Source organism: Nocardioides sp., assembly GCF_035429765.1.
In the GTDB taxonomy this organism is placed as follows: Bacteria; Actinomycetota; Actinomycetes; order Propionibacteriales; family Nocardioidaceae; genus Nocardioides.
This window is the reverse complement of record NZ_DAOMFK010000053.1, coordinates 1-15,974: the sequence shown is the minus strand read 5'-3', so window position 1 is coordinate 15,974 and position 15,974 is coordinate 1. Positions and strand designations below refer to the sequence as shown.

At 72.0% G+C, this 15,974-nt stretch carries 9 protein-coding genes; 6 read left to right on the top strand and 3 right to left on the bottom strand.

All coding sequences use genetic code 11. From position 1 onward, the window contains the following. Window positions 1-120: 120 nt before the first annotated feature. Complete coding sequence (locus PLP61_RS07320; protein WP_324501814.1) at window positions 121-696, bottom strand: hemerythrin domain-containing protein; 576 nt, start codon at window positions 694-696, stop codon at window positions 121-123. A 121-nt stretch (window positions 697-817) separates the two neighbouring features. Here PLP61_RS07320 and PLP61_RS07315 point away from each other — a divergent pair, with 121 nt between their 5' ends. Both PLP61_RS07315 and PLP61_RS07310 read left to right on the top strand, forming a co-directional pair. Further along, a complete protein-coding gene (locus tag PLP61_RS07315) occupies window positions 818-2,677 on the top strand; it encodes a glycoside hydrolase family 15 protein (RefSeq protein WP_324501812.1) in 1,860 nt (619 codons plus the stop codon). Continuing rightward, a complete protein-coding gene (locus PLP61_RS07310) occupies window positions 2,674-3,144 on the top strand; it encodes a hypothetical protein (protein WP_324501810.1) in 471 nt (156 codons plus the stop codon). Before PLP61_RS07315 ends, PLP61_RS07310 begins: the two co-directional genes overlap by 4 nt. On the opposite strand, the gene PLP61_RS07305 is transcribed toward PLP61_RS07310, so the two are convergent. After that, a complete protein-coding gene (locus PLP61_RS07305; RefSeq protein ID WP_324501808.1) occupies window positions 3,141-3,422 on the bottom strand; it encodes a hypothetical protein in 282 nt (93 codons plus the stop codon). The two genes, PLP61_RS07310 and PLP61_RS07305, sit on opposite strands and share 4 nt — an antisense overlap. Window positions 3,423-3,697: 275 nt before the next feature. Here PLP61_RS07305 and ppc point away from each other — a divergent pair, with 275 nt between their 5' ends. Continuing rightward, window positions 3,698-6,385, top strand: coding sequence for a phosphoenolpyruvate carboxylase (gene ppc / locus PLP61_RS07300; RefSeq protein ID WP_324501806.1), 2,688 nt, complete (start codon window positions 3,698-3,700; stop codon window positions 6,383-6,385). A 180-nt stretch (window positions 6,386-6,565) separates the two neighbouring features. Here ppc and PLP61_RS07295 read toward each other — a convergent pair whose 3' ends face one another. Continuing rightward, window positions 6,566-7,027, bottom strand: a complete 462-nt coding sequence (locus tag PLP61_RS07295; RefSeq protein ID WP_324501805.1) for a DUF6325 family protein — start codon at window positions 7,025-7,027, stop codon at window positions 6,566-6,568. Between the two features lie 230 nt (window positions 7,028-7,257). Between PLP61_RS07295 and PLP61_RS07290 the strand changes: the two genes are divergently transcribed. From PLP61_RS07290 to PLP61_RS07280, 3 genes are all read left to right on the top strand, one after another. Next, the gene (locus PLP61_RS07290; protein WP_324501803.1) at window positions 7,258-7,935 is read left to right on the top strand and encodes a response regulator transcription factor; all 678 of its coding nucleotides are present in this window, start codon (window positions 7,258-7,260) and stop codon (window positions 7,933-7,935) included. A 1-nt stretch (window position 7,936) separates the two neighbouring features. Further along, window positions 7,937-9,070, top strand: a complete 1,134-nt coding sequence (locus tag PLP61_RS07285) for a sensor histidine kinase (protein ID WP_324501801.1) — start codon at window positions 7,937-7,939, stop codon at window positions 9,068-9,070. 100 nt (window positions 9,071-9,170) lie between these two features. Further along, window positions 9,171-15,839 (top strand): SdrD B-like domain-containing protein, encoded by a 6,669-nt coding sequence (locus PLP61_RS07280; RefSeq protein ID WP_324501799.1) that lies wholly within the window; start codon window positions 9,171-9,173, stop codon window positions 15,837-15,839. Window positions 15,840-15,974: the final 135 nt, after the last annotated feature.

Here is a 15,974-nt window from a genome sequence, read left to right as displayed (position 1 = left end):
TCGTGACGACCCGCCCCAGTCACGCACCCCACCCGGCGATTTCGCAACAGCCACCTGGTGGCTGGGATCTTCCGCACTGTCCTCACCCCCGCCGGCAGCCACCCGTGCCGTCCCGACGGGTCAGCCGCGCACCCGCCGGATCGCGTCGCGGGTGCGGTCGGCGATCGAGGCCACGGGACCGGCGGCCCACTGCTTCGCGGTGGAGCCGGCCGTCGAGGCGTGCGGGTGGGTCGGCGCCACGGCCTCGGCGGCCGTCAGCATGCGGCCCATGGTCCTGCGCTCGGCCTCGTCGCAGCCGGCGAGGATGGCCGGGAACTCCTCGTTCTCCTCCTTCTCCGCGTGCGACCACACCGCCTTCTCCAGCGCCGCGAGCTCCTTGTCGAAGTCGTCGCTGTCGGGGTCGAGCCGCTCCAGCCCGGCCAGCACCTGGCTGGCCTCGGTCTCCTCGTGCATCCGCGCGTCGGCGACCGCGTCGCCGGCCACCCGGCGGGTGGTCGGCCGCAGCACCATCTCCTCGGCGGTCTCGTGCACGGCGAGCAAGGCCCGCAGCTCGTCGAAGAGCTCCGACCGGGCCGAGCCCTGCGTGGTCGACACCGCGGCGAACAGCGCCCGGATCCGGGCGTGCTGCGCGACCAGGATCGCGATCACGTCGTTCTCCGGAAGCGCCTGCGCGCTGCTGCTGCCCTCGGCGGTCATCTGCTCACGTCCTTCGTTCGGTGGTCGAGGTGTACGCCGGGCGGTACCCCGTGCCGCCCACGGCAAACCGCGACCGGCCCTGCGCGAGACTGGCAGGACCGGACGAGAGCGAGGGCGCGCGATGACCCGACCCATCGAGGACTACGCGATGATCGGGGACCTGCACACGCTCGCGCTCGTCGCCCGGGACGGCACGATCGACTGGCTGTGCCTGCCCCGCTTCGACTCCGAGGCGTGCTTCGCCTCGCTCCTCCACGACGACGATGCCGGGCACTGGGCGCTGCGGCCCGTCGACGGGGAGGCGACGTGCTCCCGGGAGTACCTCGGCCACTCGCTGGTCCTGCGGACCCGCTGGCGGGCGCAGGAAGGCGAGGTCGAGGTGGTGGACTTCATGCCTCCCCGCGGGGAGGCCGCCGACGTGGTGCGCCTGGTCCGCGGGCTCCGCGGCCGGGTGCCCCTCACCACCCGCCTGTCGCTGCGGTTCGACTACGGCAGCCTGCGCCCGTGGCTGCGCACCGGCGTACGACCCTGTGTCGCCGTGGCCGGGCCGCACGCCGTGTGGGTGACCGCGACGGTGCCGTGGCAGCACGAGGACGGGGTGCTCAGCGCCTCCTTCAGCGTGGCGGAGGGGGAGGAGGTCTCCTTCGTGATGACCTACCGGGAGTCCCACCTGCCCGCCCCGCAGCGTGCCGATCCGGGCACCGCGCTGGCCCAGACCCGCGAGTTCTGGAGGGACTGGGTCTCCCGCTGCACCTACCACGGCGAGTGGGCCGACGACGTACGCCGCTCGCTGGTGCTGCTCAAGGGTCTCACCTACGCCCCCACCGGCGGCATCGTCGCCGCCGGCACCACCTCGCTGCCCGAGCAGCCCGGCGGGGTGCGCAACTGGGACTACCGGTACTGCTGGCTGCGGGACGCGACGTTCACGCTGCAGGCGCTGCTCGGCACCGGGTACGTGGCGGAGGCACGCGCCTGGCGCGAGTGGCTGGTGCGCGCCGTCGCCGGGGACCCGGCCAAGCTGCAGATCATGTACGGCCTCGACGGCACCCACCGGCTGCCCGAGACCGAGCTCGACTGGCTGTCCGGGTACGCCGGGTCGCGGCCGGTGCGGGTCGGGAACGCCGCGGCCGCCCAGCTGCAGCTGGACGTCTGGGGCGAGGTTCTCGACGGCCTGCACCTCGCGCGGGAGGCCGGGCTGCGGGTCACCCACGTCGCCTGGGACCTGCAGCGGGCGCTGCTGGACTGGCTCGAGGGGCACTGGGACCAGCCCGACAACGGCCTCTGGGAGGTGCGCGGCCCTCGGCGGCACTTCGTGCACTCCCAGGTCATGGTCTGGGCCGGGCTGGACCGGGCGGTGCACTCGGTGGAGAGCCACGGGCTGGACGGTCCGGTCGACCGGTGGCGTGCCCTCCGGGCCCAGATCCACGACGAGGTGTGCGCCAGGGGCTTCGACCCGGAGCGGAACACCTTCACCCAGTTCTACGGCAGCAAGGGGCTCGACGCGGCCCTCCTGCTGCTGCCGCAGGCTGGGTTCCTGCCGTGGGAGGACCCCCGGATGGCGGGCACGCTCGAGGCGGTGCAGCGCGAGCTCGGCCACGAGGGGTTCCTGCGCCGCTACGACCCCGACGCCGACCGGGGCGGGGACGGGCTGCCGGGCACCGAGGGGGCGTTCCTCGCCTGCACGTTCTGGCTGGCGGACGCACTCCAGGGGGTCGGTCGGCGACGGGAGGCGCGCACCCTGTTCGAACGGCTGCTCGGGCTGCGCAACGACGTGGGCCTGCTCAGCGAGGAGTACGACCCGGTGGCCGGACGGCAGCTCGGAAACACCCCCCAGGCCTACAGCCTGGTCGGCTTGGTCAACGTCGCCCGGCACCTGGGCGGCGGCGGCACCGGGGTGGTGCCCAGGGTTGGACGTGCGGTCGGTCATGATGGTGCCCACGGCGCGACCGCGCGCCGACCGAGCCCCGAGGGGGAGCAGTGAAGCGAAGCCTGGCGATGGCAGCAGTGTCGGTGGTGCTCTCCGGAGCGCTCGTGGGCTGCGGGAGCGGCGACGGCGGCACGAGCAGCACCGAGTCCTACTGCGACGAGATGAAGTCCGCCAAGGAGAGTCTCGCCGGGCTCGACGGCACCAGCTCCGGCGACCTGGAGAAGGCGTTCACGACCGTCCACGACCTCGCCGACAGCGCCCCGGACGCCGTGGCCGACGACTGGCAGGTGCTCGACGACGCGGTGAGTGGGATCGAGCAGGCCCTGGACAAGGCGGGGCTGAAGCTCTCCGACCTCGACAAGATGTCCTCCGGCGAGATGCCGGCGGACCTCGACCCGGCCAAGCTCCAGCAGCTCGCCCAGGACATGCAGCAGCTCGGCACCGACCAGGTGCAGCAGGCCGCGGACAACATCGAGAAGCACGCCAAGGACGAGTGCGGGGTCGACCTGAACGCGAGCTAGGTCACCCGGCGGCCGGCCTCGCTCAGCGTCCACATCCCGGGCCGGCCCCCGGTCATCAACCCCTCGGCGATGAGGGCCTGTCGCGCCCGGCGCGCGGCCGAGCGCCAGCGCAGCTCGCCCTGGGGCGTGGTCTCTCTGTCGCCGGCCAGCAGCCGGTCCTCGACGAGGATCTCGAGCTCGAGGAACATCTCCTCCGCCTCCAGCTCCCCGCCGGCCTCCCGCAGCACACTGAGGATGAGCGGGCTGAACGCCTCGGCCGGGGTCCAGCGGTGGGACACCGGCGGAGCCGGCGCGGCCCGGTCGGCGGGTGCGGTCGGCGCCGGAGGGCGTCGCCCGGCCCGGGACGGTGCCGGCACGGGTCGGGGCGCACGGGCCGGGGTGGGCGGGGGTCGGCCGTGGACGCACTGCGACCTCGGAAGGTCGCACAGCTCGCAGTAGTCGGACTCGGTCATCGACAGCAACTCTAGAGTCCCCGCCCCGTGGCTCGGACGCCCCCTCGACCACGCGCTGGTCCTCGCCGGGGCCGGCAGGCCGGACCGGGAACAATGGCCGTGTGCGCCACGACCCCTCCTCCCCGGACGCCGCGCTGCGTCGCGACATCCGGCTGGTGACCTCGATCCTCGGCGAGACGCTCACCCGGGTCGAAGGCCCCGAGCTGCTGGCGCTGGTGGAGCAGCTGCGCTCCCGGGCCAAGCGCGACGACCTGGCCGAGCTGCCCCAGACCGACCTGCCCACCGCGATCAGGCTGGCCCGGGCGTTCACGGCGTACTTCCACCTGGCCAACGTCACCGAGCAGGTGCACCGCGGGCGCGCGATGCTGGCGGCCCGTGGGGACGGAGGCGGGTGGATCGCGCAGGCGGTCGGCCGGCTCCGCGAGGCCGGGCTCGGCGGCAGCTCACTGGCCGAGGAGATCGCCCACGTGTCGGTGCAGCCGGTCTTCACCGCGCACCCGACCGAGGTGGCGCGCCGCTCCACCCTGGACAAGCTGCGCCGAGTGGCCGTCCTGCTCGAGGAGCCCGACACCCCCGGACGTACTCGTCGGCTGCGCGAGGCGGTGGAGCTGCTGTGGCAGACCGACGAGATCAGGATCGAGGCCCCCGAGGTGCTCGACGAGGCCCGCAACGGGATCTACTACCTGGAGGGGCTGGCCGTCGGGGCCGTGCCCGACGTGCTCGACGAGCTCGGCGACCGACTCGGGGGTCTGGGCGTGACCCTGCCGTCCGACGCCCGCCCGGTGCGCTTCGGCACCTGGATGGGCGGGGACCGGGACGGCAACCCCTTCGTCACCCCGGAGGTCACCTGGGAGGTGCTCCGGCTGCAGGCGCTGCACGGGCTGCGGCTGCTGCGCACCCTGGTCGACCGGCTGCGCCGCGACCTGTCGATCAGCGAGCGGGTCTCGGAGGTCTCCCCGGAGGTCCGCAGCCGGGTGACGGCCTGGCTGGCCGCCCTCCCCGAGGTCGAGCCGCGCTACCGCCGGCTCAACGCGGAGGAGCCCTACCGGCTGTTCCTCACCTGCCTGCACGTCCGGCTCGGGCTCACCGAGCACCGGATCCGCGAGGGGGCGCCGCACCGGCCCGGGCGCGACTACCGCGACGACTCCGAGCTGCTGGCCGACCTGCTGCTGCTGCAGCGGTCCGTCAGCGAGCACCAGGGGACGGTGATCGCCGACGGCGAGCTGGGCCGGGTCGTACGCACCGTCGCCGCCACCGGCCTCACGCTCGCGACGCTGGACGTGCGTGAGCACTCGGCGAAGCACCACCACGCGATCGGGCAGCTGGTCGACCGGCTGGGGGAGCAGGACCGGCCGTACGCCGAGCTGGACCGCGCCGCCCGGACCCGGCTGCTCAGCCGTGAGCTCGCCGGGCGGCGCCCGCTCGCACCGCAGCCGCTGTCCCTCGACCCCGAGGGGGCCACCACCGCCGAGACCTTCGCGATGATCCGGCGAGCCCTGGACACCTTCGGGCCCAGGACGGTGGAGAGCTACATCATCTCGATGACCCACCATGCCGACGACGTCCTCGCCGCGGTGCTGCTGGCCAGGGAGGCCGGGCTCGTGGACCTGGTCGAGGGGGTGGCCCGGATCGGGTTCGTGCCGCTGCTGGAGACCGTCGTGGAGCTGGAGACCGCAGGGGAGATCCTCCAGACCCTGCTCGCGGATCCCGGGTACCGCCGGATGGTGTCGCTGCGCGGGGACGTGCAGGAGGTGATGCTGGGGTACTCCGACTCCAACAAGGCGGGCGGCATCACGACCTCCCAGTGGCAGATCCAGCGGGCCCAGCGGGCGGCACGGGACGTCGCGCGGCAGCACGGCGTACGGCTGCGGTTCTTCCACGGACGCGGCGGCTCGGTGGGCCGCGGCGGCGGCCCGACGTACGACGCGCTCATGGGGCTGCCCTGGGGGACCGTCGACGGCGAGGTCAAGATCACCGAGCAGGGCGAGGTGATCAGCGACAAGTACGCCCTCCCGGTGCTGGCCAGGGAGAACCTCGAGCTGATGCTCGCGGCGACCGTCGAGGCCACCGTGCTGCACCGCACCGACCGACGCACCCCGGCGCAGTCCCGCCAGTGGGACGCGCTGATGGACGCGATCTCCGACCACGCGCACACCCGCTACCGCGCCCTGGTGGACCGGCCCGGGATCGCCGACTACTTCTTCGCGTCGACGCCGGTCGACCGGCTCGGCGCGCTCCACATCGGCTCCCGGCCCGCCCGCCGGCCCGACGCCGGCGCCGGCCTGGAGAACCTGCGCGCGATCCCCTGGGTGTTCGGCTGGACCCAGTCCCGCCAGATCGTGCCGGGCTGGTACGGCGTCGGGAGCGGCCTGGCCGCGGTGGCGGACCGGCTGGAGGAGGTGCGCGAGATGTACCGGGAGTGGCGGTTCTTCCGCACCTTCGTCGACAACGTGTCGATGACGCTGGTCAAGACCGACCTCGAGATCGCCGAGGACTACGTCACGGCACTGGTGCCAGGGGAGCTGCGGCCGGTCCTGGACGATCTCCGGGAGGAGTACGCCCGCACGGTCTCACAGGTGCTGGACGTCACCGGGGACAGCGAGCTCCTCGACCGGGAGCCCACCCTGCGCACCACGCTGGAGGTGCGCGACAACTACCTCAAACCCCTGCACCAGCTGCAGATCCAGCTGCTGGCCCGCCAGCGCCGCGGGGAGGACGACGCGCTGCTGGACCGGGCCCTGCTGCTCACCGTGAACGGCATCGCCGCCGGGATGCGCAACACCGGCTGAGGTGCGCCCGGCTGCTACCGGCGCCGGTCGCGGCGGTCGTCGCGTCGGTCCTCACGGCGGTCCTGCCGCCGGTCGACACCGTGAGCCACGACCGCGGCGGTGCCGACCACGGCAGCGGTGCGGGCGACAGGTGCTCCCACGACGCCGCGGCGTGCGGCTCGGGCTGGACGTAACGGCATGTCAGTGTCCTTCCTCGCTCGCCAGCTCCGCCTCGAGGGAGGCGACGATGGCCTGGATGGGGATCCGCCCCGTGGCGACCAGCTGGCCGCCTGCCCGACGGGCGGCTGAGGCGAACGGCGCGGCCCAGGAGTTCTCCCACACGATGACGCCCGCGACGGTTCCCGGAACCATGGCCGCGGCCAGCAGCTCGACGTCCTCCTCGGCCAGGATCTCGGCGATGTGCGCCTCGAGGGCGACGACCTCCTCGACCTCATCGAGGTCGTCCATCTCGAACGCCTCCACCGACCCGTCCTCGTTCTTCTGCAGGATGAGCAGGTCGAGGATCCGCACGGTGCCCGCCTCGGCCAGCTTGGCAAGCTCCCCGGCCATCTCGCCGGTGAAGTTCTGGGCTCCTGGTGGGAACTCGACGACCAGGTAGTCGACAGGGCCGAGCTCGTCGACCGACTCGGGGGTGGTACTCATCCGTGCTCCTCTCGCAGCTCCCGCTCGTGCGTGGACCCTTGCGACGCTACCGACCTGCCCCGCCGGCGGCCTCACCCGAGTCGGGGGATCCCTCGGCCGTTGACAGCACGGCCCGCCGGTGGGCTAATGGTCGGTTAGGGCGTCCTCACCTCGTGGACCCCGTGCACTGTGGGCTCGGGCACAGGCATCCCGGAACGCTTCGTGCGGTCCCTTGGCTTCATGGGGGGGTCATGGGCAAGGTGCTGGTCGTCGACGACGAAAGACGCATGCTCGACATGCTCTCGCGGTTCCTGGCCGCCGACGGGCACGAGGTCCTCACCGCGGGCGACGGGGTGGAGGCACTGGACTCCCTCGCCCACGACCCGGACGTCGACCTGATGCTCCTGGACCTGATGATGCCACGCTGCAACGGCCTGCAGGTGCTCAGCACGCTGTCCGCCTGGGAGGACCCGCCCCAGGTCATCGTGCTGTCCGCGGTGAACGAGGTGGCCGCTCGCGTGGACGCCCTGGACCGAGGTGCCGCCGACTACGTCGGGAAGCCGTTCCACGCCGCCGAGCTGATGGCCCGGGTGCGTCGCCACCTGGTCGGCGACTCCGCCCGGGGAGCGCACCCCACCGGGCGCTACCTGGCCGCAGGTGGGGTCACGTTGGACCTCGAGCGGCGCCGCGCCCAGGTGTCGGGGTCGGAGGTCGCGCTGAGCGAGCGTGAGACCGGGCTGCTGTCGCACCTCATGCGACGGCGTGGCTCGGTGTGCCGACGCGACGAGCTGCTCCACGACGTGTGGGGGCTCGACTTCGATCCTGGCAGCAACGTCGTCGACGTCTGCATGCGTCGACTCCGCACGAAGATCGCCGACCTCCCGATCGAGACGGTCCGGGGCGTCGGCTACTGCTTCGACGGGGTCTGACGTGCCCGCGCGGCACCACCTGTTCGTACCCTGGCTGGTGCTGGCCGGAGCCTGTGCCGCGCTGATGTGGCTCTCCCCCGGGGAGGAGACCATCCCCTACCACATCGCCTGGATCGGGCTCGCCCTCGCCTACGACCGCGAGGTGTGGGCCCTGCGGCCGACGCTCGTCGCGACCGGGATCTTCACCGTGGTCACCGGCGGCGCGCTGCTGGTCAGGGCCGCGGAGGGAGTCGTCGGCTGGCAGGAGACGGCGGAGATCCCCCTGATGACCGCGCTGCTGGTGCTGGTGATCTGGAACGTACGCCGGCGGCAGAGCGCGATGGTCTCGCTCTCGCGGCTGGCCGCCCGGGACCGCGCGCGGGCGGCGATGCGCGAGCAGCTCAGCCGGCTCACCTCGCACGAGATGCGCACCCCCGCCACCATCGCCCACGGCTACACCGAGCTGCTGCTGTCGCGGGAGACCGACCCGGAGCGGCGCAACGACCTGCAGGTGGTCCAGTCCGAGCTCGGCCGGCTGGTGCTGGCCAGCGACCGCCTGGTGCGGATGATCCGGATGCCCGAGGACGTCCAGCGCGTGCCGGTGGACCTGCGTGCCCTGCTGACCGAGGTGGTGGACCGCTGGCGGGTGATCGCCGAGCGGACCTGGGTCGTGGATGCCGACTCCCTCCGGTTCCTGTGCTCGCCGGACCGGGTGCGCTCCTGCCTGGACACCCTGGTCGAGAACGCGCTGCGCTACACCGACAGCGGCGGGACCGTGCGGGTCGTCGGCCGCCGCACGGGCGACCTGGTGCTGGTGGGGGTCGCGGACTCCGGCCCCGGCCTCGACCCGGGCCTGGCCCGGGCGCTCAACGACCCTGTCCCCGGGGCCCCGCCGAACCTCGACCCCTACCTGGCGGAGGATCCCAAGGCCCAGACGGGGTTCGGGCTCACCCTGGTCCGAGACGCCGCGGTCGCGCGTGGGGGCCGGCTGGTCGCGGGTCGCTCGGTCGAAGGCGGTGCGCTGCTGCTGATGGCGGTGCCGCTGGTCCACGAGCAGGAGGGCGCCGCGCCGCGCAGCCCGCACCCGAGCCATCGCGAGGTGGCGGACCAGCCCGCTCCGTCCCCGACCGCAGCGGGCTCCTCGATGATCCCTTGATGACAAGTTCATGACGCCCTCGTCATGAATCCCCCCCTACCCCGGGTGGGGGCGGACCGTCTGACCCATTGGTCCTCGGGTCCGCAGAGGGGTGACGTCCATGCGTGGTGCAGACGTGGCGAGTGGCGTGCGGCCGGCCGTCGAGTACGGGCGGGGCAGCGAGCGACCCGGACGGCTCGGTGCCCTGCGCCGGGCGGCACTGGCGGCCGTCGTGGCCGTCGTCCCCGTCGCGGCCGTGGTCGCGCTGCCGGCCGTGGAGGCGAGCGCGGCGCCGACCAACACGCTCACCGTGCAGGTGGTCAGCGCCCGCACCGAGCCCCGCGCCTTCGCCGGCGCCGGCGTCTCGCAGGGCGACCCGGTGAGCTCGTTCAAGTTCCTCATCAACCAGGACAACACCGGGGCCACCAACGTGCGCTCCGCGACGGGCGTGTGCTCCCCGTCCTACGACCCCCCGCCCGGCGAGCCGGGCTACCCGCGCTCGTGTCCCTGGACCTCCATCAACGCCGACCCTGACGCCGCCCCGATCGTGGCCCAGGGCGACCAGGACACCCTCGCCACGGGCCTGGACCTGCCGGACGGGAAGTACCTCATCTCGGTGCTGGCCGACGGCTACAAGCTGGACGGCGCCCACTTCACCATGCCGCTGCCCTCGGACAACCCCGTGATGATCGAGGTGCAGCCGATGCCGCTGCCCGACTCGACGGTCAAGGGCCAGGTCTTCGAGGACATGGCGCCGACCAACGGCGCCTACGACGCCGGCGACCAGCCCCTGCAGGGCTTCGTCGGCCACCTCAACGACGTGCTCGGCGAGATCAGCACCGACGTCTACGGCAACCCGCTGTGCACGACGTACGTCGGCGAGGACCCGGTCACCCACGAGATCCCGCTCGGTGACCTCGACGCCGACATGCTGCCCGTGGTCGACAAGGTCGGCGGCGAGTGCATCAGCGACGCCGACGGCGTCGTCACCTTCCCGCACATGGGCACCAACCGGTACACCCAGTACGTGACCCCGCCCGACGGGCAGCAGTGGATCCAGACCACCACCCTCGAGGGCAACCACGACTGGGACAGCTGGGTGATGGAGGGCTCGACCGGCTACGACACCGAGTTCGTGCACGCCGGTGAGCAGGTGCCCACCCCGCTGTTCGGCTTCGCCAGCCCGCTGCACAACGGCCAGCCCATCAGCGGCACCGCCGGCGGCCACGTCACGGGACGGGTGATGCGGACCCTCCACTACGTGCCACCCAAGGGCGGCGTCTTCGACATCTTCAACGGATTCACCGGCTCCAAGATCCAGCGGCCGATCAAGGACGCGTGGCTGTCCCTGGCCGACCTGGGCAACGGCGACCAGGCCGTCTGGGTGGGTCAGGCCGGCAGCGACGGCCGCTTCGACATCTCCGGCGTGCCCGACGGCGACTACACGCTGACCTGGTGGGACGAGGCGCAGAACAACCTGCTGGCGCTGCAGAACGTCACCGTGCGCGGCGGGGAGACGGTGGCGATGGGGACGCTGCCCGTGTCCGGCTGGTGGACGGAGATGTCCGGCTACATCTTCAACGACAAGAACCGCAACGGGGTCCGCGAAGCGGGGGAGAACGGGATCCCCAACTTCACCCTCACCCTGCGCAAGCGCGACAACTCGCTGATGGACCGCGGGCAGACCACGGCCACCACCGACGCCAACGGCTACTACAGCCTCGAGGGCGCCTACCCGCTCGGTGAGTTCGGCTGGACCGTCCTGGAGGCGTACAGCGACTCCTTCTACACCACCGGCATCACCTACCAGGCCGACAACGCACCCAGCCCCACCACCGTCAAGGGCTCGGGCGTCGACGTGAGCACGCTCAACATCATCGGCCTCGGCGGGACCATGGACTGGGGCGTGCACGCCTACGACGCTCCCGGCACCAGCGGCATCGACCCGCGCAACGGCGGCATCGTCGGATCGATCAGCTACGACACCACCCGCAACGAGCTCGACCCGCAGTACGCCGCGGCCGAGGACTGGCAGCCGGGCGTGCCCGACATCCCTGTCAAGCTGTACGCCACCGTGGACTGCGGCACCCACGCGGATGCCCCGTGCGACGCCGACGGCCTCTACGAGCTCGCCGCCGACGGCTCCTACCGGAAGGGCGCGCTGCTCAACAGCTACCTCTCTGAGGGCTGGGACCGGCCCACCGGCTGCACGGCGTACGACGTCGACGGCGTCCCCCTCGTGCACGGGGTCGACGAGGACCACCTCGCCCGCAACCAGGAGACGAACGGGATCTGCATCCCCGCCTTCTCCCAGAGCTTCCAGTTCGGGCCGTACGCGACCGACCAGGGCACTCCCGACGCCGGCTTCGGGGCGACGGTCAACGGCAACTACGGGTTCGGCGACGGCTGCTTCAACGGCACGCTCGACGACTCCGACCCGGCGAACCCCGTGTGCACCGGCGGCCAGTTCACCGCGCTGGGCGCCGGGGACTACCTGGTGAGCCTGGACATCCCCGACGACCGGACCGGCAACCCGATGTACAAGGTCACCGGTGAGGAGGACATCAACATCGGCAACGGCAACCAGATCGTGCCGCAGGTGCCCCCGCCGTCGTGTGCCGGTGCCCTGCACACCGTCGACCTGGCCGGCGACGGCACCGACAGCTACCCGGCTCTGGTCGGGGACGGCACCAACGGTGCCCCCAACGGCGTCACCGTGCCCGCCTCGACCCCGGTCGACAACGCCACGTTCCTCGACCTCGGCGGCTCGCCCTACGAGGGCATGCCGAAGCGCACGTGCGGCACCAAGCTGGTCGAGCTGAACAACGGCAAGTCCGTGGTCCCGATGTTCAACGTCTTCACCGACGTCCCGCTGCCCAGCCGGCTGCGCGGCCTGATCATCGACGACGTCAACTTCTCCGCCGACCCCAAGACCACGGCGTACGGCGAGAAGGCCCCGGCCCCCTTCGTGCCGGTCGGGATCTACGACTTCACCAACCGTCTCGTCACCACCGTCGAGTCCGACTACAACGGGTTCTGGGACGTGCTGCTGCCCTCCACGAACCACATCAGCTGCCCCACCCCGTCCGGGGTCTGCGCGGGGATGTACCGGTTCGTGGGCAACGACTCGGGTGTGCCCGGCGCGCTGAACCCCAACTACAACCCGCGCTACCGCACGATCTCCACCGAGTTCGAGGCCCTTCCGGGCGTGACGATCCCCACCGACCTCGCGGTCACCCAGGTGGGCATGCAGCTCAGCGCTCCCGGCACCGGCCAGCTCAAGGCGGTCACCTGCCCCGTGGGCGCCGCCACCCCGCAGCTCTTCGCGGTCAGCCGGCCCTACGTCAACGGCAGCGGCGCGTTCACCATCGAGGGCACCGGCTTCGGCGCCACCCAGGGCACCGGCACGGTGACCCTCGGCAGCACCGTGCTGCCGGTGACCGGCTGGAACGACACGACGATCCAGGCTTCGGTGCCCGCGGGCACCCCCGCCGGAGCGGCTCAGCTCGTCATCACCAACAACGGCGGCCGCAGCACGGTGAACGGCCTGACCTTCCACGTGCTCGGCACCGGCTACAGCCCGACCGTGCGTGAGGTCGGCCCCGGCAAGCAGTACGCCACCATCCAGTCGGCCCTCGACGCGTCACTGGCGGCGTCCGCCGACGACCTGGTCGTCGTCTACCCGGGTGCTCCCGACACCACGAACCCGCGCAACAACCCGCTGGGCGCCTACTACGAGAACCTGATCATGGCCTCCCCGGTCAAGCTCCAGGGCGTCGGGCCGGGCGGCTTCCAGGGCGACTTCTTCGTGCCCGGCTCGATCCTCGACGCCGGTGCGTTCGGAGGGGACACCCAGCTGGCCACCGACTGGTACACCACCCTCGGCGGGCTGACCTGGGACGGCAACCAGGCCGTCAGCGACGGCGCGGGCGTCACCGTGCTCGCCTCGCAGAACGCCACGACCGCCGCGGGCGCCGCACGCCAGTTCACCAGCGGCTACCGGGCCGCCATCGACGGCTTCGACCTCCGGGGCGGGGACCAGCAGGGCTTCCCGGGCAACATCAACCAGCTCACCGGGGCCCCGACAGGGCTGCCGCCGAACATCACCACGCAGGGTGGGGCGGTGTTCGCCAACGCCTACGCGCGCTACCTGCAGATCACCAACAACGTGGTGGAGAACAACGGTGGCGCCTACGGCACGATCCGGGTCGGGACGCCGGACCTCCCCGCGCCGGACACCAGCCAGCACAACGAGAACGTGCGCATCTCGCACAACCGCATCGTCAACAACGGCGGCACCAACCTCGCGGGCGGACTCGGGCTGTTCGCCGGCTCGGACGCCTACGAGGTCGACCACAACGACATCTGCGGCAACTTCTCCGTCGAGTACGGCGGCGGCATGACCGTCTACGGCCGCAGCCCCGGCGGGCAGATCCACCACAACCGGATCTACCTCAACATGTCCTTCGACGAGGGCGGCGGCATCATGATCGCCGGCCAGCTGCCGGCCAACCCCGACAGCCTGTCGCCGGGCTCAGGCCCCGTCGACATCTACGCCAACGAGATCAAGGCCAACCTGGCCAACGACGACGGCGGCGGCGTGCGGTTCCTGATGGCCGGCGGCGCCGGTGGGACCGACCAGATGAACGTGGTCAACAACGTGATCTCCGGCAACGTGTCCACCCACGAGGGCGGGGGCATCAGCCTCAACGACGCGCCCACCGTCCGGGTGGTCAACAACACCATCATGAAGAACCTGACGACGGCCACCGCGGTCACCTCCAACGGGCAGCCGGCCCCGGCGGGCCTGTCCAGCTCGGCCAACAGCACCCAGCTGCAGGCCACGCTGCCCGGCAGCGCGCCGACGTTCAGCGACCCGGTCCTGTTCAACAACATCTTCTGGGACAACCGGGCCGGCGCCCGGGCCGGCACCACCGTGCTCGGCATCGGGCTCCCCGGTGACTCGACCCCGGTCGACAACTGGGACCTCGGGATGTTCGACACCCCGGGCCTGCTCTCGCCGACCAGCTCGATCGTCCAGCAGGACGCCGGGACGCACGCCTACAACACCGCTCCGTCCAACAGCAACGCTGCGCCCCAGGTCGTGGCTGCCTACGACGTGTCGGTCAGCTTCGCCACCTGGCGGCAGAACCCGGCCTTCGTCGACGCCACGCTCGTCGCGGTGGACGCGCCGCCGGACCAGCTGGGCGACTACCACCTGTCCGGCTGCCCGGCCTCGCCGGCCTGCAACCTGGGTGCCACCGCCAAGGGCGCGGTGAACGCACCGACGACCGACCTCGACGACCAGCTCCGTCCGGCCCTGGGTGGCATCGACGCGGGCGCCGACGAGTTCGGAGCCTCGCTGCCCGTGCCGAAGGACTTCTACTTCTCGACCACGGGCAGCACCAACCCGCCGGGAGTGGCCGGGACGGCCGACGACGCCGACATCTACCGCTACGACGGCGCTGCGTTCGCGCGTGCCTGGGACGCGAGCGTGGCCGGCGTGGCGGGAGCCGCCAACGTCGACGGCTTGGAGCGGGTCGACGCCGGGCACTTCTACCTGTCGTTCGCGGCGAACACGACCCTGCCCGGACTGGGTGCCGTGGCCGACGAGGACGTCGTCTACTACGACAACGGCACCTGGCGGATGTTCTTCGACGGCTCTGCCAACGGGTTGGCGGCCACGACCAACGTGGTGGCCTTCTCGATCGTGGGCCAGACGCTCTACCTGAGCCTGAACAACGCGTTCTTGCCGCCCGGCTCGGGTGGCGCCGCCGGTCTGGGTGACGTGTACCGCTGGAACGGTGGCAGCAGCTACGCCCGCGTGGTCGACGCCTCGACCGTTGGGATGCCGAACGCCGCGATCGACGGCCTCATCATCGACACACCGAGCCACTTCTGGGCCTCCTGGTCGACTGATCAGACAGCACCGATCACGCTGCAGGACGAGGATGTCGTGGAGTACAACGCGGGAACCTGGTCGACCTGGTTCGACGGCACGGCCGCCGGGCTCACCGCAGCGGCCGCGGACCTCGACGCGATCAGCCTGCCCACGGGGGCCGACCCGATGCCGGCGCCGCCCCCGCCCGCCGACCAGCTGTTCTACTCCACCGCCGGGAACGTCAACCCGCCCGGTGCGGGAGGGACCGCTGACGACGCCGACCTCTACGGCTGGACCGGCACCGACCACGTCCGGGTCTTTGACGCGAGCCTGGCCGGCCTGCCCAACGGCGCCAACATCGACGGGCTCGACCGGGTCGACGCCACCCACTTCTACGTGTCGTTCGACGGCAACGTCGCGGTGCCGGGGATCGCGACCACCGTGCAGGACGAGGACGTCGTCTACAACAACAACGGCACCTGGTCGGTGTGGTTCGACGGCACCGCGCAGGGGCTGACCGCAGCAGGCGAGGACATCGACGCCCTCAGCGTCGTCGGCGGCTCCCTGTACTTCTCCACGGTGGGCAGCGTGAACCCGCCCGGCGTGGCCGGGACGGCGGACGACGCCGACGTCTACCTCTGGGACGGCACGGCGTTCTCCCGGGCCTTCGACGCCTCCGCCAACGGGATCCCGGGCTACGCCAACGTCGACGGTGTGGTGTGGACCGACGCCACGCATCTCTACGTGTCCTTCGCCGACGCGTCCGTGACCCTGCCCGGGATCGGGACCGTGCAGGACGAGGACGTGGTCCGCGACAACGGCGGCACCTGGTCCGTCTACTTCGACGGCACCAGCCACGGTCTCGGGACCGCCGCCGGCCTGGACGTCGACGCGTTCGACCTTCCGTAACCCGCTGCCATGCGAAGGGATCAGGTGAACCCGATGAACGCTTCCTCAGACGACCGGGGCCGCGTCGCCGGAGGCCGGGCGGCGGCACTGCCCGACCCCCGGCTGGGGCGGCGGAACCTGCTCCGGCTGGCCGGC

Bases quoted from the DNA above. Each gene is read 5' to 3' on its own strand.
- PLP61_RS07320 (WP_324501814.1), bottom strand. From the start codon at position 696: ATGACCGCCGAGGGCAGCAGCAGCGCGCAGGCGCTTCCGGAGAACGAC.
- PLP61_RS07315 (WP_324501812.1), top strand. From the start codon at position 818: ATGACCCGACCCATCGAGGACTACGCGATGATCGGGGACCTGCACACG.
- PLP61_RS07295 (WP_324501805.1), bottom strand. From the start codon at position 7,027: ATGAGTACCACCCCCGAGTCGGTCGACGAGCTCGGCCCTGTCGACTAC.
- PLP61_RS07290 (WP_324501803.1), top strand. From the start codon at position 7,258: ATGGGCAAGGTGCTGGTCGTCGACGACGAAAGACGCATGCTCGACATG.
- PLP61_RS07280 (WP_324501799.1), top strand. From the start codon at position 9,171: ATGCGTGGTGCAGACGTGGCGAGTGGCGTGCGGCCGGCCGTCGAGTAC.